Raw genomic sequence first — 19,511 nt, 5'->3', positions numbered from 1 at the left:
CTCCATCTCTAAATGAAATTTTTAGTATATATGTAGTACATATTATACAAAAACTCCATAAGAAAGAAATACCTTCGCTAAAAAAAGTAAAAATTCTACATTTTATGCCAAATGTAAAGGGGTAACGAATAGGATGTGAGAAGAATATTGTAAAAATTAGCGTGCATGAGAAGGTTTTTTTCTTGCGGATGCGAATACAATTAAAGGGTATGAGTTTTAGGATGGAGAGTGGAAATATTGCGTTTTGTAACGGCGAAGAAAGAAGAAAAGGTATTTGTAGGTATTGTGGATGAAGAAGAAGAAAAGGTATTACACTTAAGAGAAGCGCAAAGACAAAAAGGGGAAAAGGTTACAATCCCTATTACAATGTTAGAGTGTATTGAAAGAGGGACTGAGTGCTTTGAGAAAGTATGTGAAATTGTAAATTGGGCAAAAGAAAACGGGGAAGCGGCGTATTATCCGTTAACAGAGGTGAAAATATTAGCACCGATTCCAAGGCCAAGAAAGAATATTTTGTGCGTTGGAAAAAACTATCGTGAGCATGCGGTAGAAATGGGCGGAGTAGAGTCTATTCCAGAAAATATAATGATCTTTACGAAAGCACCAACAACAGTTATTGGCATAAATGAGCAAATTAATGGTCACCCTCATGCAACGGACGAACTAGATTACGAAGGAGAACTAGCTGTCATTATAGGTAAGCGAGGAAAGCAAATTAAAAAAGAAAAAGCGCTTGAGCATGTTTTTGGTTATACGATTATAAATGATGTAACAGCTCGAGACATTCAAAGAAAACATAAACAGTTTTTCCTTGGGAAAAGCTTCGATACATTTTGCCCGATGGGACCGTATTTAATTCATAAATCGGTGGTTAATGCGCCGAATGCATTACACATTGAAACGGTAGTAAATGGAGAAGTAAGGCAAACTTCCAACACAAATAAAATGATTTTTTCGATAGAAGAAATTATTTCAACGATAAGCAAAGGAATGACTTTAGAACCAGGTGATATTATCGCAACAGGAACCCCGGCTGGTGTCGGAAAAGGTTTTACACCACCGAAGTTTTTACATGCTGGTGATGAAGTGGTCATTACAGTAGAAGGAATTGGTGCTTTGCGAAATGTAGTGAAATAAAGAAAAGAGCTATCTTGTTAAAAGATAGCTTTTTTTTATGGCCTTGGATTATAGAGGTAATCGATAACGGAAAAAGTGTAAAGGCCAATGAATGCAAGTGTACAAATGCCAAATAGTATAACCGTAAGTGCACTTTTTTCTCGTCCAAAACCAATGATAGTAAGAATAACAGCAATCCAAAATGATGCTTTCAGTAGTGTGAATGTAATAGGAGTTGAGTAGTGAGTAAGCCATGTTGTGGAAAGTAGGAAGCCAAAGAATGTAACTAAAATAAAAGATGTAGCTAAATAGTTAATCTGTTTACCATATCTTAATAGCATATTGCACCTCTTTTACGATTTTAAAATACAGAAAATTACAATTTCATCTTAATATAATTGAATATAAAAAGAAAGAGGTTGTCCCAAGATGTCGGACAACCTCTCTATTATTACGATAATACAGCTTTAATTTTTTGGAATGCCCACTCTAAATCTTCTTCAGAGATTACTAGAGGTGGTGCGATACGAATTACGTTTTCGTGTGTTTCTTTACATAGTAGACCAGCTGCTTTTAGTTGTTCACAGTAAGGGCGAGCTGGTTCGTTTAATTCGATACCGATGAATAAACCTTTACCGCGAACTTCAGTGATCATTGGGTTATCAATTTCTTTTAATTGCCCAACTAATTTTTCTCCTAATTGAAGAGAGCGCTCTGTTAATTTTTCTTCTTCTAACACTTCAAGAGCTGCGATAGACACAGCGCATGCAAGTGGATTACCACCGAATGTAGAACCGTGAGAACCTGGCTCAAATACGCCTAAAATGTCGCGATTTGCTGCAACGCAAGAGATCGGGAACACACCGCCACCAAGTGCTTTACCAAGTATGTACATGTCAGGAGTTACATCGTCCCAGTCACAAGCGAATACTTTACCAGTACGGCCTAAGCCTGTTTGGATTTCATCTGCTACGAATAAAACGTTTTCTTTTTTACATACTTCAAGAGCTTCTTTTAAGTAACCAGCTGGTGGGATATTAATTCCTGCTTCACCTTGAATTGGCTCTAAAATGAATGCAGCTGTGTTTGGTGTAATTGCGGCTTTTAATGCTTCTAAATCACCGTAAGGAATCACAACGATGCCAGGAAGCATTGGGCCGAATCCACGCTTGTACTCTTCATTTGAAGACATAGAAACAGAACCCATTGTACGTCCGTGGAAGTTATCTTCACAAACGATGATTTCAGCACGGTTTGCTTCTACTTTCTTCACATCATAAGCCCAGCGACGAACTGTTTTAATTGCAGTTTCAACAGCTTCAGCACCTGTATTCATTGGAAGTACCATTTCTTTATTAGTTAGTTTCGCAACTTTTTCGTACCAAGGACCTAATTGATCGCTATGGAAAGCACGAGAAGTTAACGTAACACGATTAGCTTGGTCAATTAAAGCGTTAATAATTTTCGGGTGACGATGACCTTGGTTTACTGCAGAATATGCACTTAATAAGTCCATATAGCGGTTTCCTTCAGGATCTTCTACCCAAACACCTTCTGCTTTAGAAATAACGATTGGAAGTGGGTGATAGTTATTTGCTCCGTATGTGTCTGTAAGTTCGATAATATCCTTAGTTTGAATCATGATTGTTCCCCCTTTTGTTATTACAAGAAGTTTGTAAATACTCTAAATATTATATCATTTAAATGTAAAAAAGCGAAACATTTCCTGAAAATAAATGAACATGTTATCATATAGAGTGAAAAAGTGTGAAAAGAGGAGGTAAGGGATACGATGGTACATATGCATATTACAGCATGGGCGTTAGGTTTAATTTTATTCTTCGTTGCGTATTCACTTTATTCAGCAGGAAGAAAAGGTAAAGGTGTACATATGGGGCTTCGCCTAATGTATATCATCATTATTGTGACAGGCTTCATGTTGTACATGAGTATTGTGAAGACCGCAACAGGTAGCATGCACATGTGGTATGGCTTAAAAATGTTAGCTGGTATTTTAGTTATCGGTGGAATGGAAATGGTTCTTGTGAAAATGAGCAAAAACAAACCAACAGGGGCGGTTTGGGGCTTATTTATTGTTGCGCTAGTAGCAGTATTATACTTAGGACTGAAATTGCCACTTGGCTGGTACGTATTCAAATAAAAATAAAACCACCTTATAATCCTCAAAGACTTGGGAGATAAGGTGGTTTTTTACGTTATCCCGTATTAACGGGCAGTAAAACTCCCACCTCAAAATTCAGCTTAAGCAAAGAAGTTAGGTGGGAGATCAACTGCTCGTAAACACCCGATTGGTGAAGGTTAATAATCAGTGGGGGTTGCCCCACTGATTAAAGTTTCACTTTATGTCGCATCGATATGCAACTCTTCTCCATTTACTTTCGTAAAACGGAACATATTTTTATTTGAAGTAGTGTGACGAACGAAATGATGCTGCAGTGTACAGATCATCTCTTCGTTATCAAACAAAAGAATATTTACTCCTTCGCGTGACTCCTCTTTCGGTAAGAAAGATAAATAATTATGACAATACATGCAATCATATAAAGAGTAGTGAAGTGATTGCAATGATTCAGTTAATAATGTGAAGACGGAGTCAGGTAATTCCTCGAGCCATTCATTATAACTAAGAAGTAACTTTTTTCGAATACGTATCATTTCACCATTTTGCAAATGGTGTTGCTCGTTGGCGATTTGCAATACATCTTGTTCATAGAAACGGGCTGGTAGCCAATTGTTATTATATAAAATTTCAAACCCATCTTCGGCAATATCTTCTAATAAAAACGCTTCATCATTTTCATCATCAAAGAATACCCATTCATTGTTTATATATTCTACATTACCGACTGTATGAGCACGGGGCTGGTTATATAAAATATGTTTACGTTGTATCATACACGATTTCTCCTTTATGAAAAGTAGTTATTCCTGTTATAGACAGTTCGTGCATTCTTTATAACTAGACACATATAGACATAGGTGGGCATACAATAAAACACGTTTTACTGAGTGAGAATGCTATTCCATATGTGGATAGTAGGTTATCGTCAAGTTTTTCATTTTTTGATCCGCACTCTTAGGGTGGGGATTACTGCACGTTCAAGAAAAGAAATAAGATGGAAGGATGATTTATATGTGCGGGATTACAGGATGGGTGGATTATAAACGCTCATTAGAAGGAGAAAGAGATGTCGTTACGAAGATGGCTGAGACGTTAGCCAAACGTGGTCCGGATGATAATAAAGTTTGGATTAAAGGCAATGTCGCATTTGGGCATAAACGTTTAATCGTTGTTGATCCTGAGGGTGGTAAACAACCGATGACTTGTTTAAAAGATGAAACGAATTACGCTATTTGCTATAACGGTGAACTTTATAACACAGAAGACATTCGAAAGGAATTATTAAGAAGAGGATATACGTTCAAAGGTCATTCTGATACAGAAGTATTATTAGCTTCTTATATTGAATGGAAAGAAGAATGTGTCGATCATTTAAACGGTATATATGCGTTTGCAGTATGGGACGAACAGAAAGAACAAGTATTTATTGCGCGAGATCGATTAGGTGTAAAGCCACTTTTTTATAAATATGATAGTGGACGCTTATTATTTGGTTCGGAGTTAAAAGCGATATTGTCGCATCCAGATGTGAAGGCGGAAGTAACGTTAGAAGGATTATCAGAAATATTCGGACTCGGACCGTCAAGAACGCCTGGCCACGGTATTTATGCTGGTATAAAAGAATTACGTCCAGGTCATGCGATGACATTTTCAAAGAACGGTTTATGCATATGGAGATATTGGAATGTGGAAAGCAAAAAACATGAAGACTCCTTTGAAGAAACAGTAGAAAAAACACGCTTTTTATTACAAGATGCGATTACAAGGCAGCTCGTTTCTGATGTACCACTATGTACTTTTCTATCAGGGGGTGTAGATTCGAGCGCTATAACAGCAATTGCTGCAAAAGAATATGTAAGGTCAGGAAAAGGACAATTACACACATACTCTGTTGATTATGAAGATAATGACAAATACTTTAAAGCGAATGCGTTCCAGCCAAATTCAGATGCACCATTTATTCATTTGATGACGGAGACGTTTCAAACAATCCACCATCGTTGCGTCATTTCAAATGAACAATTAGCGCAGTATTTAACAGAAGCCGTACTCGTTCGTGATTTGCCTGGTATGGCAGATATCGATTCGTCATTACTATGGTTTTGCCGTGAAATTAAACAAGATTTTGTCGTTGGTTTATCTGGGGAATGTGCAGACGAAATATTTGGTGGTTATCCGTGGTTTTATAGAGAAGATGATTTACAATCGAGTGCGTTTCCGTGGATGCGCTCTACAGAAGCGCGTGAACAATTGCTAAAGAGAGAATGGAGAAATAAATTAAATTTACAACAATATGTACAGCAGCGTTATGAAGAATCCATTCAAGAAGTTCCTATTTTAGAGGGAGAAAGTCCGCTAGAAGCAAAAAGACGCCAATTATTTTATTTAAATATGGTATGGTTTATGACAACATTATTAGACAGAAAAGACCGCATGAGTATGGGGGCAAGCTTAGAAGTACGTGTTCCGTTTGCAGATCATCGTCTTGTCGAATATGCGTGGAATATTCCTTGGGAAATGAAAATGTATAAAAACCGCGAAAAAGGTCTATTACGTAAAGCGTTAGAAGATGTACTCCCACATGACATCTTATATAGGAAGAAGAGTCCTTATCCGAAAACGCACAATCCACACTATACAAAGGCAGTAACGGTATGGCTTCAAAATCTATTAACAGATAAAGGTTCAATTTTACACGAATTGTTTGATAAAGAGCAGTTGAACGGATTAATTCAGTCTGGTGGCAGTGCATTTCAAACACCATGGTTTGGTCAATTGATGACTGGGCCACAGCTTTTAGCTCATTTAGCACAAATTCACGTTTGGTTTAAAGAATATGGGGTAAATATTAAAGAATAAGGGAAAAGCGGCTTGCAATTATGTAAGTCGCTTTTTATTAAAGAAATTGTCATATAAAATTCAAAAACACCTTATAAATAATACTTAATTAGAATTATTATTTTGACGTACTTATTATTGCTTGTTATAATTGGAAACAAACGTTCTGAAAAGGATTCTCATTTATAAAATTGAGGTGTTATATAGATGACAAAGAAAAAAATAGGTTTACTCGTAATGGCGTATGGAACACCAGAATCATTAGATGATGTAGAGGCATATTATACACATATCCGTCACGGGCGTAAGCCGTCAGAAGAAGCGCTTGAAGATTTAATTGGGCGCTATAAAGCGATTGGTGGAATTTCGCCGCTTGCAAAAATTACGAAAGAGCAGGCGCATAAATTAACAGATTCAATGAATAACATATTTACAGAGTATGAATTTACTTGTTACTTAGGTTTAAAACATACTGCGCCATTTATAGAAGAGGCTGTAGAGGAAATGAAGCGAGATGGAATTGAGCAGGCGATTAGTATCGTATTAGCACCGCACTATTCTACATTTAGCATTAAAGCGTATAATGACCGTGCTATTCGTCTTTCAAAAGAAATCGGTGGTCCTGTTATTGAACCAATTGAACAATGGTACGATGAACCGAAGTTTATTTCGTATTGGGCAGAGCAAATAAAAGAAACATTTACAAAGATTGAAGATAAAGAGAAAACAGTCGTAATTTTTTCGGCGCATAGTTTGCCAGAAAAAATTATTGCAGCAGGAGACCCATATGTAGAACAACTAAAGTATACGGCAGATTTAATTGCAGAAGCTGCAAATATTCAAAACTATACAATTGGTTGGCAAAGTGCTGGGAATACTCTTGATCCATGGATTGGTCCAGATGTGCAAGATTTAACGAAAGATTTATATGAAGACCATGGGTACGAATCTTTCATATATTGCCCAATTGGCTTTGTAGCGGAGCATTTAGAAGTTTTATATGACAACGATTATGAATGTAAAGTTGTAACTGATGAATTAAATGCCAAATATTTTAGACCAAATATGCCGAATGCACAATCTGCATTTATCGACTGTTTGGCTGAAATTGTTTCAAAAAAAGTGAAGGAAATAGTTGACAAAGATTTAGTTTTAAATAATAATTAGTTTATAATAATTTTAAATAAATAATAATTACTACGAAAGAAAGAGGAGGATCCCCCTAGATGAATCCAAATAATCGCTTAACAACAAACCAAGGTGCTCCAGTTGGAGACAACCAAAATTCTCGTACAGCTGGTCGTCGTGGACCAGTATTATTAGAAGACTATCATTTAGTAGAAAAACTTGCACACTTTGATCGTGAACGTATTCCGGAGCGTGTTGTGCATGCACGTGGTGCAGGTGCTCACGGTGTATTCGTAACGAAAAATAGCATGAAGCCATATACGAAAGCAGCATTTTTACAAAATGAAGGAACTGAAACACCTGTATTTGTTCGTTTTTCAACGGTTATTCATGGTCAAGGTTCTCCGGAAACAGCTCGTGACCCACGCGGTTTCGCAGTTAAATTTTATACAGAAGAAGGAAACTACGATATCGTAGGTAATCATTTACCAGTTTTCTTCATTCGTGATGCAATTAAATTCCCTGACATGGTTCATTCTTTAAAACCAGCACCGGATACAAATATTCAAACGCCAGATCGTTATTGGGATTTCATGACGTTAACTCCAGAGTCTACACATATGATGACATGGGTATTTTCTGATTATGGTACACCAGCAAGCTATCGTGAAATGGAAGGTTTCGGCGTCCATTCATTTAAATGGATTAATGAAGAAGGTAAAATTGTTTATATTAAATACCACTGGAAACCGCAGCAAGGTGTACGTAACTTAAATGCGAAAGAAGTGCAAGAAGTACAAGGGAAAGACTTCAATCATGCAACTCGTGACTTGTTCGACGCAATCGAAAAAGGAAATCATCCGAAATGGGATTTACACGTACAAGTTATGCAACTTGATGAAATGGATTCTTTAGACTTTGATCCACTAGATCCAACGAAAGTATGGCCAGAAGATCGCTTCCCGTTAATTGAAGTAGGGACAATGACGTTAAATCGTAATCCGAAAAACTTCTTTGCAGAAGTAGAACAAGTAGCATTCTCTCCAAGTGCAACTGTAAATGGTATTGAACCATCGGAAGATAAATTATTACAAGGTCGTTTATTCTCTTACCCAGATACACAGCGTTATCGTCTTGGTGCAAATTACTTGCAAATTCCTGTAAACTGCCCGTACGCAGCTGTTCATAACCAACAACGTGATGGTGCGATGCAAATGAATCAAAACCCATCTACAATCAACTACGAACCGAGCCGTCATGCGGAGAATCCAGTTGAAGACAAAGCTTACCGCGATTCAACTATGAAAGTAGAAGGCTATGTATCTCGTGAAAAAATCGAGAAACCAAATGACTTTAAACAAGCAGGTGAGCGTTACCGTTCATTCTCTAAAGAAGAGCAAGATAACTTAATTGCAAACTTAACAAATGATCTAAAAGACGTAAATGAACGCACGAAATTACTAGCTGTTTGTAACTTCTTCCGTGCAGATCAAGAATACGGTATGCGTTTAGCGCAGGCGTTAAATGTTGATATTACGCAATATGTAGGAAATGCTCCGAAATAAATAGGAAAAGACGACCGGGTTTCGGTCGTCTTTTTTGTATAAATTTATGTGGGGTATTTTGCGTGTAAATTATGTCGGAATTTGTTTGTAAATCGATATGTTGTGTCGAACCGTTGATATATTGAAAGAAACAATCGATATATTTGAAAAATCGTTGATATATTTACATTTATACTAGGCGGGGTATGTTGCCCCGTGCGCAAAAAAAGGGATGCAATCTATTACTAATAGATTGCATCTCTTTTTTAGTTTGCTCGCTCTGCATGTTCATAAGCCTTCTCGCCATGCATCGAAATATCAAGTCCCATGTGTTCCTCGTGCTCATCTACTCGAACAGGGAGGAAGAAGTTAATAACTTTAATAATGGCATACGTCATGATGATCGTGAATGCATATGTTGCACCGATCGCTATAAGTTGTTTAAACAGTAAAGCCGCATTTCCGTAAAACAATCCGTTCGCACCATCCCCGTTTACGGTAGTAGTTGCAAATAGTCCTGTTGCAATACCGCCCCAAGTTCCTCCGATACCGTGGCATCCAAAGGCATCAAGTGTATCGTCATACCCGAATTTTGTTTTTAAGAAGAAAACGGCGCCAAAGCATAATATACCACCAATTGCTCCGATAAGAAGAGCGGAGAAAGGTGTAACGAACCCGCAAGCTGGTGTAATAGCGACTAGACCAGAAACAACTCCGCAAGCAGCTCCCATCGCAGTCGGTTTTGATTGGAAGAACCATTCAGAAAGCATCCAAGTTAGAGCGGAGGCAGCAGCGGCTATATTTGTATTAATAAATGCAGTTAAAGCTACGTCGTTTAAGGATAATGCGCTGCCGACGTTAAAACCGAACCAGCCAAACCATAATAAGCCTGCGCCTAACATTGTAAATGGCAAATGATGAGGAGAAGAACCATTTATGTTTTTTCGTTTTCCAAGGAAAATAGCTAATACAAGACCAGCAACTCCGGAAGTGATGTGAACGACGTTTCCGCCAGCGAAGTCTAGTGCGCCAAGTTCCCTTAGCCACCCGCCGACGCCCCATACCCAATGAGCGACAGGATTGTAAACGATCGTTGTCCATAGAAGGATAAAAATAAGAAAGGCAGAAAATCGCATTCTTTCAGCGAATGCACCTGAAATTAAAGCTGGAGTTAAAATGGCGAACATGAGTTGAAACATCATGAATAAATTGTGAGGAATAGTAGATGAGTAGTCTGGATTTGGTGCGTAGGTAACTCCGTTTAGACCGAACCAATCAAGTGTACCGATAATCCCGTGCCAATCTGGTCCGAATGATAAAGAATAGCCGATAACAATCCATTGAATCGAAACGATAGCCATTGCGCTATAACTATGCATCGTTGTACTGAGTACATTTTTGCTGCGAACCATACCTCCATAAAAAAGTGCCAATCCTGGTGTCATCAACATGACCATTACTGTCGTCACAAACATAAAAACTGTATCTCCCATATTCATGAGCTCTCCTCCTATAATGTTAGAAAAAATAACATCTATTTGTTATGTTTCATATCATATTCGAAATTAAACTAAAAATCAACTAAAAATTCAGAAAATTATATACATGATGTCAGGAAATCTAACATGAATTATTTTGTGAGGATTAAAATCGACATATGCGTTTCATTCGGATAATTGGTATAATATTCTTACAATTAAAAAGCTTGGGGGATGCGTGTGGGAAAAATACGGACTAGGAAACTATTCATTTGTTTTTGCTTAGCTGTTGTTTTGTTTGTACCAATACATACTTTTGCAGACGAAAAAAGAGAGTGGCGAGATGAAGTTATATACTCCATTATGATTGATCGCTTCAATAATGGAGAACCGAAAAATGACAAACAGTTAGAAGTTGGTAATTTAGAAGGGTATCAAGGCGGGGATATAAGAGGAATTATAAAAAGGTTGGATTACATAAAAGAAATGGGTTTTACTACCGTTATGCTTTCGCCACTTTTTGAAAGTGGAAAGTACGATGGATTAGACGTGCGAAATTTTAAAAAGGTAAATGAACATTTCGGGACAGAAAATGATGTGAAAGAACTTGTAAAAGAAGCTCAGGCAAAAGGAATGAAAGTTGTATTTCAATTTCCGCTTGGAGAAAACGAACAACAGGTAATTGACGCAATGAAATGGTGGATAAAAGAAGTTGATTTAGACGGAAGTTATGTTATACATAGTGAAAAAAAGCCGCGTTCCTTTTGGGATAACGCGCAAAAAGATATGCAAGTGATAAAGAAAGATTTTCGTATTATGACAAAGGAGGATAGCGAATACAACGAAAAAATAGTAGAATCGTTTTCCAAAGCGGATGTATCGGTGAAATCGTTATACGATGTGAGTAAAAAAGAAGGGGAATTTGTTACGTTTTTAGATGATCAAGAAACAAAAAGATATGCGCGTATTGCAAAAGAAAATATGTATTATCCGCCATCACGTTTAAAACTGGCGCTTACATATCTGTTAACATCACCTGGAATTCCGAATTTTTATTACGGAACTGAAATTGCATTAGATGGAGGAAGTGTACCCGATAATAGACGATTAATGGATTTTAAGTCAGACGAAAAATTTATGCAGCACATAACAAAACTAGGTGAACTTAGACAGGCGAGACCGTCTTTACGACGCGGTACGTTTGAGCTATTGTATGATAAGAGCGGGATGAGCATACTAAAACGAAAATATAAAAATGAAGTAACTTTAGTAGCAATTAATAATACGAAAGAAACACAAAAAGTCTCCTTACCTGCAAGTGCGATTGGTGAAAAACAAGAGTTAAGAGGATTGTTAGAGGATGAAATTATAAGAGAGGAAAATGGGGGATTTTATCTCGTTTTAAAGCGTGAAGAATCAAACGTGTATAAAGTTAACGGAGAAACAGGTGTGAATTGGTTATTTATCTCCTTAATCATTGGTGTGAATGTATTATTTATTGCGTTTTTAATTGCAGTTAAAAGGAAACGTAGATGAGAAGGTGCTCGTTCTATGTTCATGTCTTCTTATTGTATTTGTAAGTTTGTTCGGTGGGGCAATAGTGTTTATTCTGTTGATATGAAATTTCTTAAGAGAAACGATACGAAAATGAAAACTTCTCTAATGAGAGGGGGTTCTAGGTTAGGGAGAAAGTCTTCTTCCTAGCCTGTTTTTGTGTCAATACGGATAGAGAAAGATCTTTGAAACGAACGATAATTGCAACTATATTAATTTTACATTACATTAAAAGTTAGAGAATACTCTTATACTAATATAGTGCTAAATAGTAGGTGGGAAAATGGAATTTTACGATTTGGGTATTACCATTAAAGAGCTTAGAATTAAAAAAAATATATCACAATCCGAATTATGTCATGGAATATGTTCGCAAAGTCAAATTAGCAAAATAGAAAAAGGTATGATTTATCCATCTAGTATATTGTTATATCAATTATCAGAAAGACTTGGTATTGACCCGAATAATATATTTGCATTAACTCAAAACAAGAAATTTAAATATGTAGAAAATGTAAAATGTGTAATAAAAGATTGCTTAAAGCAAAAACAATATAAAGAACTTTATGAAATAGTGAAAAAAGAGAAAGATGAAAAAAATTTCCAGGCAAAAGAAGATAAACAATTTCTCCTATGGCATGAAGCAATTGCTGTATTTGAGGTGAACAGATCCATAAAAACTGCTTTAAAACTTTTAAATAATGCATTAAAACTAACTTTAACCAATGTTGATTTTTTATCAGAAAGAGAAATAGATATTATGCAGACAATGTCTATATTTTATGCGGAAAATAAAGAATATGATAAAAGTATTACTATATTAGGAAGATGTTTAACTAATTTTAATAAGTTAGATTTTCCGAGAGATAAAGCGATTAAATTAAAAATCATTTTTAATTTAGCGAAATGTTTAGGTATGACCTATCAATATGAAGAAGCGGTAAAATACATTGATAAGGGCATCAAATTAGCTATTAATCTAAATACTTTATACTTATTAGGTGAACTGTACTATTTAAAAGGATGGAATTTATTAAGATTTAAACAACAGAATGAAGAAGATATTGCAAATAACATGAAAAAAGCATTATTTATATTTGAACTAACAGAAAAAGAAAATCTGATAAAAATGGTTAAAGAAAAATATTTTGAAAACCAAACTGAAAAAAGCCACTCATAATTCATTTGGAAATCACTTGAAATATAATAAAACCTACAGGGGAAATCCCTGTAGGTTTTACACTTATAAACTTGCTTCTAGAATATTAGTGTTTAATATAAGAGTTTCCTTAACGTACTTTTTTATTTTGAAGTCTGCATCTTTATTAACAATTTATGCTTCTTTTTAACTCCATCCAAATATGATTAAAATTAAGATGGTTCAAGTCGGAGGAAGGCGCTTTGATGTGTCTTTTCTTATGACTTTTATCATTAACTATTTAATGTTTTTTAAATGATTACATGACATAGTTTTTTTGTACCAAGCTTTGTTGATACAGTTAGACTTATCCGTTAGTGTATTCGTATTATTAGAACATCCTACAGTATTTAGGGAGAATGTGGCCAATAAAAACCATAATATTAATTTCTTCAAAAAACCACTTCTAACTCTTTTTTAATTAACATTTTTTAAGATCCTTATTAATTTTACATTACATTAAAGGTTGGGAAATATTCTTATACTCATAAATTGTTACGTTTTGGCGGGGAGAGGAATTATGAGTTACAGCGATTTTTAAGATGACTTTGGCCTAGGATGTAATTACTAAGAAAAGTAATTCAAATCGAAGGGGGAAACGTCTTGAGGTGTCTTTTTCTTATTTTCAATAAGGTCTGCTAAATACATGTATAAAACAAATTCTACAATAAGGCCTAGTTTAATCATGCATTCACTTGTGAAGTATTCGTATGGTTAGACTCTGTTCACTTAGCAATTTTCATCGCAGATGCCTTTTTTCTATGGTTTGTTCTTGTAATATTGTCTCTACAAAACTAAAAAGAAAACTCCTCTAATTAAGAGGAGTTTTCTTTTTAGCGGTAGTTAATGAACTGTACGTCGATTGGTAAATCAGCGCTACGAACAGCTGCAATTACTGCTTGTAAGTCATCGCGGCTTTTCGCCGTAACACGTACTTGATCATCTTGTACCTGTGTTTTTACTTTTAATTTCATTTCTTTAATGATGTTGTTAATTTTTTTAGCATTATCTTTATCGATACCTTGTTGAAGTGTTGCGCGTTGACGAACAGTGTTGCCAGTTGCAGCTTCAACTTTTCCGTAATCTAAGTTCTTAATTGGAACGTTACGTTTTACAAGTTTAGAAATTAAAACATCTTTTACTTGGTCTAATTTGAACTCGTCATCAGAAGTTAAAACTAGTACTTCTTTTTCTAATTTAATATCACTTTTACTTCCTTTAAAGTCATATCGGTTTTGGATTTCCTTTAATGCGATATTAATTGCGTTTGTTACTTCAGGTAATTCTACTTTCGAAACGATGTCAAAAGAACTATCTTTTGCCATAGTTAGCACCTCCAAATAAATTTCTAATCTTGTTATGTACTGTACATACTAAAGTATAGCTGAAAACGAGTCTAGACTTAAGTGTTTTCGTACTTATATTCATGGAACCACATTTTATTATAGTGAATTTTGGGCAGTTGGACAAATACAGGGAAAATCATGTTATAATTAACTTTTGTTTGGAATGATAAAAAAGATAATTTTATATATATAGAAGGGAATTAAAAATATGTATTTGCAAATAGGATCGATTGAACAGGTAACTGTTTTACGCGAAACGGAAATCGGATATATGGTTGGGAATGAAGAAGAAGAAATCTTCCTACATAAAAACGAAGTAGCTGGAGAAATTGCAGAAGGCGATACGATTGATGTATTCTTATACCTTGATCACCAAAATCGTATTTCAGCAACAATGAAGGAGCCAATTATTACAACTTATGATTGGAACTGGGTAAAGGTTGTAGAAGTCATTCCTAGTTTAGGTGTGTTTGTTGATATTGGTGTATCAAAAGATATATTAATTCCAGCTGATGAGTTCCCGATTTATATGCCAGTATGGCCAGAAGTAGGCGACGAATTATATTGTACGTTAAAATTAACGAATCGTGATCGTTTAATTGCTCTTCCAGCGAGAGACAGTGATATGCAAGAAATTATCGTAGATGCAACGCCATCTATGCGTAATAAAAACGTAAACGGACGTGTATATCGTTCACTTCAAGTTGGTTCATTCATACTAACGGATGAGCATTTCCGTGCTTTCCTACACCATACAGAAAGAAAAGAACAAGTCCGCATCGGTGAGCGTGTAACGGGCCGTATTATTGACGTAAAAGATGACGGTACAATTAACATTTCACTTCTTCCTCGTAAAGAAGAAGGAATGGAAGATGATGCTGCAGTAATTTATGCATATATGGAAGAACGAGGCGGAGCAATGCCGTTTTGGGATAAGAGCCATCCAGAAGATATTAAAGAACGCTTTAACATGAGTAAAGCTGCATTTAAGCGTGCACTTGGTAAGTTGATGAAAGAAGAAAAGGTTTACCAAGAAGAAGGTTGGACTTACTTTAAGAAATAAGATAAAAGATTAAAAAGCACAACCTTATCTAAAAAAATAAGGTTGTGCTTTTTTAATTTCCTTGCGGAGAAACAAGAGTAAATGTATCTTTCAAATCACTATCATTTATTTTAATATTTGCCTTTTTTAATTCCTCTTGTAACAATTTTTTGCTGAATACAGGATCAGCAGTACGTTCTTCCTCTAAGTTTTTGCGAATAGAGTTTTTTACCTCATCGTAAGGTTTTAAATCTTTTTTATCAGTTAATTTAATAACGTGATAACCGTTTGATGATTTTACGGGGTTGCTAATTTGTCCAACATTTAGTTTGTAGGCAGCCGTTTCGAATTCAGGAGCCATTGTACCTGAATTGAAGTATCCAAGGTCTCCGCCTTTATCTTTTGATAGTAGATCTTGTGATTCTTGTTTTGCTAATTCTTCAAATGAAGCACCAGCATCTAGTTTACTCTTTATTTCTTTCGCTTCATTTTCGTCACTTACTAAAATGTGACTCGCTTTAATTTCTGGCTTATAGTGGTCTTTTACGTCTTTCTCTGTAATGCTTTTCTTAATTGCTTCATTCATAGCAAGTTTGAACTTAATTTGATTTTTAAAATCCTCTTCATCTTTTAAACCATTATTTTCTAATACTTTTTTGAATTGATCTCCATATTGTTTTTTTACTTTTTCTACTTCTTTATTTACCTCTTCATCAGATACTTTATATTTTTTTGTGATGACGTCTTGTGCCATCATTTCGTATAGCATGTCTTTTCCGTAACGATCTTTCAATTGTTTTTCGAAGTTATCCTTTGTAATGGTCGAGTCTGTTGCTGTGGCGACTGTAGCTGAGCCGTTTTTTTGTCCGCAAGCAGATAGCATCAATATACTTATTAGTGCAGTAATAATGAAAATATGTTTCCCTCTCATGCCAACACCTCATCCGAATATGTTATCGCTATTGTAGAATATAGAAGTGAACATGAAGTGAATTTTTAATGTTTTTTTCCTTTAAAATGTAAAAAAGTACATCAACATAATTGTTGATGTACGATGGAATCAAAGGTGATCGGTCTTTTTAGAGTATGCACGTTTACCTTGCTGAATATTTTTTTGCTCTTGCTCATTTTTTTGTGTGCGTTTTGCATTATTATCGCGTGCTTTTTTGTCGTTATCACTCGTATGTGGCATATGTATCAACTCCATTTCTAAACGTTGTACGTTTATCATTTCCTTTTTCGTAAAGACTATGTATAGCGGTGCATTTATGAAGGGTAAAGGTGGACTCCAAATGGATTTGAAGTTGAATTATACTGAACTTATAAAGAAGTTAATCGTTGTAATCATCGCAGGTTTATTAAACGCGATTGGGATGAATTTATTTTTAACGCCAGCGAAAGTGTATGCGAGCGGCTTTGCTGGATTGTCTCAATTATTATCACAAATATTAGGTGATTTTTTATCGATTCACATATCTACGGGAGTATTGTTTAGCTTATTTAATATTCCTGTCGTTATTTTAGCGTGGAAAAAGGTTGGAAAGGCCTTCACCTTTTTTAGTTTTCTTTGTGTTATATTTATGACTTTGTTTCTAGAAATCATCCCTGTTAGAGCGGTTTCGAATGATATCATATTAAATGCGATTTTTGGCGGGATTATTTCGGCAATTGGAGTAGGGATTGCTTTAAAGTGGGGTGCTTCTACAGGTGGATTAGATATTATCGCCATGATTTTATCAAAAATAAAAGATAAGCCTGTCGGTACATACTTTTTCTTTTTTAATGCAATTATCATTATCGCTGCTGGCTATGTATATGGATGGGAAAAAGCGTTATATACGTTAGTGACTTTATATGTATCAACGAGAATTATTGATGCAATTCATACTCGTCATGTAAAGATTACAGCATTAATTGTTACGAAGAATGGGGCGGACGTAAGAAAGGCGATTCACTCGCGATTAGTAAGAGGAATTACAACGATACCAGCAACAGGTGCTTATACGAATGAAAATAAAGAAATGTTAATGATGGTTATTACCCGTTACGAGTTATACGAATTGGAGAGGATTATTAAACAAGTGGACCCAGGTGCATTTACAAATATACTGCAAACAGTTGGGGTGTTCGGATTGTTTCGGAAAGATTAAAGAGGACCAAAGTTGGTCCTCTTTTTTAATGTACATTCGTAATGTTTTGCAATTGCTCTTGCATTTCACGGAGCTGAACTTTTTCAGCAGTTGAAGAGTTTGCGTAAGCGGATTGCAAAGCATTTTTTGCTCTATATACGAGATCTTGTTGCTCAGTACCGCTTGAACAAGATACGGCATTTTCAACAGCATCTCTAGCTTGTTGGAATAGTAAGTTCCCCATTTAAACCCCTCCAAAAGAAGAGTTACTTCTTGCCTTTTCTGCCTCAGCTAATGTACCTCTGTACGGGAATCTTGCATCATGCTTCATAACAGCATCGGCTCCTTGTTGGATAAAACGTTTTGATTTGTTCTTTTTACCCATTCGAAAAACCCCCTTTATTTAGCTGAAAACAATCGACGCGATGTCTTATGCGTCTACTTATAGTATGGGCATTTGGTAGGAAACTATAAGTAGGGAATTTTTAGATTACAACCCAAGAACCTCTTCTAAATATAAAGCAATACCATCTTCTTCGTTCGTTAACGTAGTATGGTTTGCGAGTGATTTTAATTCAGGGATGGCATTTCCCATTGCGATGCCGTGACCAGCAAATTCAATCATTTCAAAATCATTATCTTCGTCACCGAAAGCGATAATTCGCTCTTGTGGAATGTTGTAATGACTAGAAATTTTTTGTAATCCGACCGCTTTATTTAATCCGCTTTTTACAATTTCAATAATCGGCCAAGGTGCACCCCATTTTCTATGGTCGATTACTTCCGCATGCATATCAGTTAAATGTTGACGAATTGCAGTAGAATGCTCGTCATGTGCGTCAATTAATAAGCAAGTTGGATGGTCATTTAAAATATTTAATAAGTCTCCTGTAAAAATCTTAGGAGAACCGAATTCGAAAATGTGTTTTTTATCTTCATCAATTTCACGAACATACACATCATCCATAACTTCAGCGTATATATTTTTTACGCCGAAATCAAAACAAGCTCGTACAATTTCTTGCGCTGTTGCTAGCTCAAGAGGAGAGTGATGTATACCCCAGTTTGAATCAAGAGGATGGTGCACGTACGCACCGTTAAAGTTTACGATAGGTGTATTCAGACCTAGTTCTTTATAGTAATCATAACTAGCGCGGAATGGACGTCCTGTTGAAATAACGACAACGTGTCCTTGTTCCTTTGCTTTTGCAATTGTATGTTTCGTTCGAGTGGAAATTATTTTGTTGTCTGTTAATAAAGTGCCGTCTAAGTCTAATGCGATTAAATGTTGTTTGTTCATAATTTCACCTCTTATAATAATTTTTTTGTTTCTATCTGTATTTCCGTTTTTAATATGCAGAAATAAGAGGTTAGACTGGGTGAGACCACCATAGATGGAGATTTCACTATATATCCATCTTACGTCGCGAAGTACTACGGTGTCTACTATTTCTCGTTGGAAATTAAGAAAAGTCAACATCTTTTTAGAAAGTTCAAATAATGTTTCTTTCATTATGTACAAAATGTGAAAAGGGTTACATTGCTCGTATGATGAGGCATATAATGAACATGTAATCTTCTCGTATATGTTTGACTCTCCTTTGAAACTAGCCTAGAGTAGGTTGGTTTCTTTTTTTCTACAGATAGGAAAGGAATTCCTTCCTAAGCTTGTGTCATTCATGTATATGTACAAGAATGAGATGTAGTACTTGTTTCCTAAACATGACAGAAAACCTTTCTTTTAAAATGGATATACTAATGAGGCAAGACGTCATGGAAGGAGAATGAAGATGGGACAAAATCGCAGGTTTCGTTCTGGACAAAAAGCGCCAAATGATGGCATTTACGTAGAAATTGGTGAAACGGGAAGTATGGTAAAAAATCCGCAAATGGTACAATTAACTGCCGGTGAAAAGTTTCCAGATAACACGAATCATAACCGCCAGTGGACATATAAAAGAAAACCGTAACAGAAGCCGCAATCTTTATTGCGGC

20 protein-coding genes are annotated in these 19,511 nt (G+C 35.7%); 10 read left to right on the top strand and 10 right to left on the bottom strand.

Annotation, left to right across the window (positions count from 1 at the left end; translation table 11 throughout):
• The first annotated feature begins 237 nt into the window (after positions 1-237).
• Positions 238-1,137, top strand: a complete 900-nt coding sequence (locus C4S65_RS06345) for a fumarylacetoacetate hydrolase family protein (protein ID WP_001213077.1) — start codon at positions 238-240, stop codon at positions 1,135-1,137.
• Positions 1,138-1,172: 35 nt separating this feature from the next.
• Here C4S65_RS06345 and C4S65_RS06340 read toward each other — a convergent pair whose 3' ends face one another.
• Entirely contained in the window at positions 1,173-1,457 is a 285-nt protein-coding gene (locus C4S65_RS06340) for a hypothetical protein (RefSeq protein WP_000926871.1), read from the bottom strand.
• A 110-nt stretch (positions 1,458-1,567) separates the two neighbouring features.
• Positions 1,568-2,758 carry an ornithine aminotransferase gene (rocD, locus tag C4S65_RS06335; protein ID WP_000616660.1) on the bottom strand — a complete coding sequence of 397 codons (1,191 nt, stop codon included), beginning with the start codon at positions 2,756-2,758 and terminating at the stop codon, positions 1,568-1,570.
• A 150-nt stretch (positions 2,759-2,908) separates the two neighbouring features.
• Here rocD and C4S65_RS06330 point away from each other — a divergent pair, with 150 nt between their 5' ends.
• Positions 2,909-3,277 carry a YisL family protein gene (locus tag C4S65_RS06330; protein WP_000233495.1) on the top strand — a complete coding sequence of 123 codons (369 nt, stop codon included), beginning with the start codon at positions 2,909-2,911 and terminating at the stop codon, positions 3,275-3,277.
• A 200-nt stretch (positions 3,278-3,477) separates the two neighbouring features.
• Here the strand turns inward: C4S65_RS06330 and C4S65_RS06320 are convergent, their stop codons facing one another.
• Positions 3,478-4,032 carry a DUF2777 domain-containing protein gene (locus C4S65_RS06320; RefSeq protein ID WP_000616044.1) on the bottom strand — a complete coding sequence of 185 codons (555 nt, stop codon included), beginning with the start codon at positions 4,030-4,032 and terminating at the stop codon, positions 3,478-3,480.
• A gap of 238 nt (positions 4,033-4,270) precedes the next feature.
• On the opposite strand from C4S65_RS06320, the gene asnB reads away from it, so the two are divergent.
• From asnB to katB, 3 genes are all read left to right on the top strand, one after another.
• On the top strand, positions 4,271-6,118 hold the full coding sequence (gene asnB / locus C4S65_RS06315) for an asparagine synthase (glutamine-hydrolyzing) (RefSeq protein ID WP_097960522.1): 1,848 nt from the start codon (positions 4,271-4,273) through the stop codon (positions 6,116-6,118).
• A 186-nt stretch (positions 6,119-6,304) separates the two neighbouring features.
• Entirely contained in the window at positions 6,305-7,264 is a 960-nt protein-coding gene (gene hemH / locus C4S65_RS06310; protein WP_097888850.1) for a ferrochelatase, read from the top strand.
• A 59-nt stretch (positions 7,265-7,323) separates the two neighbouring features.
• Entirely contained in the window at positions 7,324-8,790 is a 1,467-nt protein-coding gene (katB, locus tag C4S65_RS06305) for a catalase KatB (RefSeq protein WP_001069164.1), read from the top strand.
• 245 nt (positions 8,791-9,035) lie between these two features.
• Here katB and C4S65_RS06300 read toward each other — a convergent pair whose 3' ends face one another.
• Entirely contained in the window at positions 9,036-10,268 is a 1,233-nt protein-coding gene (locus C4S65_RS06300; protein ID WP_098838274.1) for an ammonium transporter, read from the bottom strand.
• Positions 10,269-10,481: 213 nt separating this feature from the next.
• Between C4S65_RS06300 and C4S65_RS06295 the strand changes: the two genes are divergently transcribed.
• Positions 10,482-11,783, top strand: a complete 1,302-nt coding sequence (locus C4S65_RS06295; RefSeq protein WP_097960520.1) for an alpha-amylase family glycosyl hydrolase — start codon at positions 10,482-10,484, stop codon at positions 11,781-11,783.
• 301 nt (positions 11,784-12,084) lie between these two features.
• Positions 12,085-12,981 (top strand): helix-turn-helix domain-containing protein, encoded by an 897-nt coding sequence (locus C4S65_RS06290; RefSeq protein WP_061666478.1) that lies wholly within the window; start codon positions 12,085-12,087, stop codon positions 12,979-12,981.
• A gap of 851 nt (positions 12,982-13,832) precedes the next feature.
• On the opposite strand, the gene C4S65_RS06280 is transcribed toward C4S65_RS06290, so the two are convergent.
• A complete protein-coding gene (locus C4S65_RS06280) occupies positions 13,833-14,324 on the bottom strand; it encodes a YajQ family cyclic di-GMP-binding protein (protein ID WP_001040146.1) in 492 nt (163 codons plus the stop codon).
• 229 nt (positions 14,325-14,553) lie between these two features.
• Between C4S65_RS06280 and C4S65_RS06275 the strand changes: the two genes are divergently transcribed.
• Positions 14,554-15,408: a S1-like domain-containing RNA-binding protein gene (locus tag C4S65_RS06275; RefSeq protein WP_000281256.1), complete on the top strand. Its 855-nt coding sequence runs from the start codon at positions 14,554-14,556 to the stop codon at positions 15,406-15,408.
• A gap of 52 nt (positions 15,409-15,460) precedes the next feature.
• Here the strand turns inward: C4S65_RS06275 and prsA are convergent, their stop codons facing one another.
• The gene (gene prsA, locus C4S65_RS06270) at positions 15,461-16,318 is read right to left on the bottom strand and encodes a peptidylprolyl isomerase PrsA (protein ID WP_001214216.1); all 858 of its coding nucleotides are present in this window, start codon (positions 16,316-16,318) and stop codon (positions 15,461-15,463) included.
• A 129-nt stretch (positions 16,319-16,447) separates the two neighbouring features.
• Positions 16,448-16,579 carry a DUF3941 domain-containing protein gene (locus C4S65_RS06265; protein WP_001120851.1) on the bottom strand — a complete coding sequence of 44 codons (132 nt, stop codon included), beginning with the start codon at positions 16,577-16,579 and terminating at the stop codon, positions 16,448-16,450.
• A 100-nt stretch (positions 16,580-16,679) separates the two neighbouring features.
• Here C4S65_RS06265 and C4S65_RS06260 point away from each other — a divergent pair, with 100 nt between their 5' ends.
• Complete coding sequence (locus tag C4S65_RS06260) at positions 16,680-17,537, top strand: YitT family protein (protein WP_000364431.1); 858 nt, start codon at positions 16,680-16,682, stop codon at positions 17,535-17,537.
• A gap of 25 nt (positions 17,538-17,562) precedes the next feature.
• On the opposite strand, the gene C4S65_RS06255 is transcribed toward C4S65_RS06260, so the two are convergent.
• The 3 genes from C4S65_RS06255 to C4S65_RS06245 form a co-directional block, all read right to left on the bottom strand.
• Positions 17,563-17,760, bottom strand: a complete 198-nt coding sequence (locus C4S65_RS06255; protein WP_000527408.1) for a DUF3813 domain-containing protein — start codon at positions 17,758-17,760, stop codon at positions 17,563-17,565.
• Complete coding sequence (locus C4S65_RS06250; protein WP_000516816.1) at positions 17,761-17,901, bottom strand: hypothetical protein; 141 nt, start codon at positions 17,899-17,901, stop codon at positions 17,761-17,763.
• A 105-nt stretch (positions 17,902-18,006) separates the two neighbouring features.
• Positions 18,007-18,816 (bottom strand): Cof-type HAD-IIB family hydrolase, encoded by an 810-nt coding sequence (locus C4S65_RS06245; RefSeq protein WP_001041241.1) that lies wholly within the window; start codon positions 18,814-18,816, stop codon positions 18,007-18,009.
• A gap of 490 nt (positions 18,817-19,306) precedes the next feature.
• Between C4S65_RS06245 and C4S65_RS06235 the strand changes: the two genes are divergently transcribed.
• The gene (locus C4S65_RS06235; RefSeq protein ID WP_000531422.1) at positions 19,307-19,486 is read left to right on the top strand and encodes a YjzC family protein; all 180 of its coding nucleotides are present in this window, start codon (positions 19,307-19,309) and stop codon (positions 19,484-19,486) included.
• Positions 19,487-19,511: the final 25 nt, after the last annotated feature.

This window comes from Bacillus sp. ok061 (genome assembly GCF_900108285.1).
Taxonomy (GTDB): Bacteria; Bacillota; Bacilli; order Bacillales; family Bacillaceae_G; genus Bacillus_A; species Bacillus_A thuringiensis_S.
The sequence above is the reverse complement of the archived record's forward strand: the minus strand, read 5'-3'. Positions and strand labels throughout refer to the sequence as shown.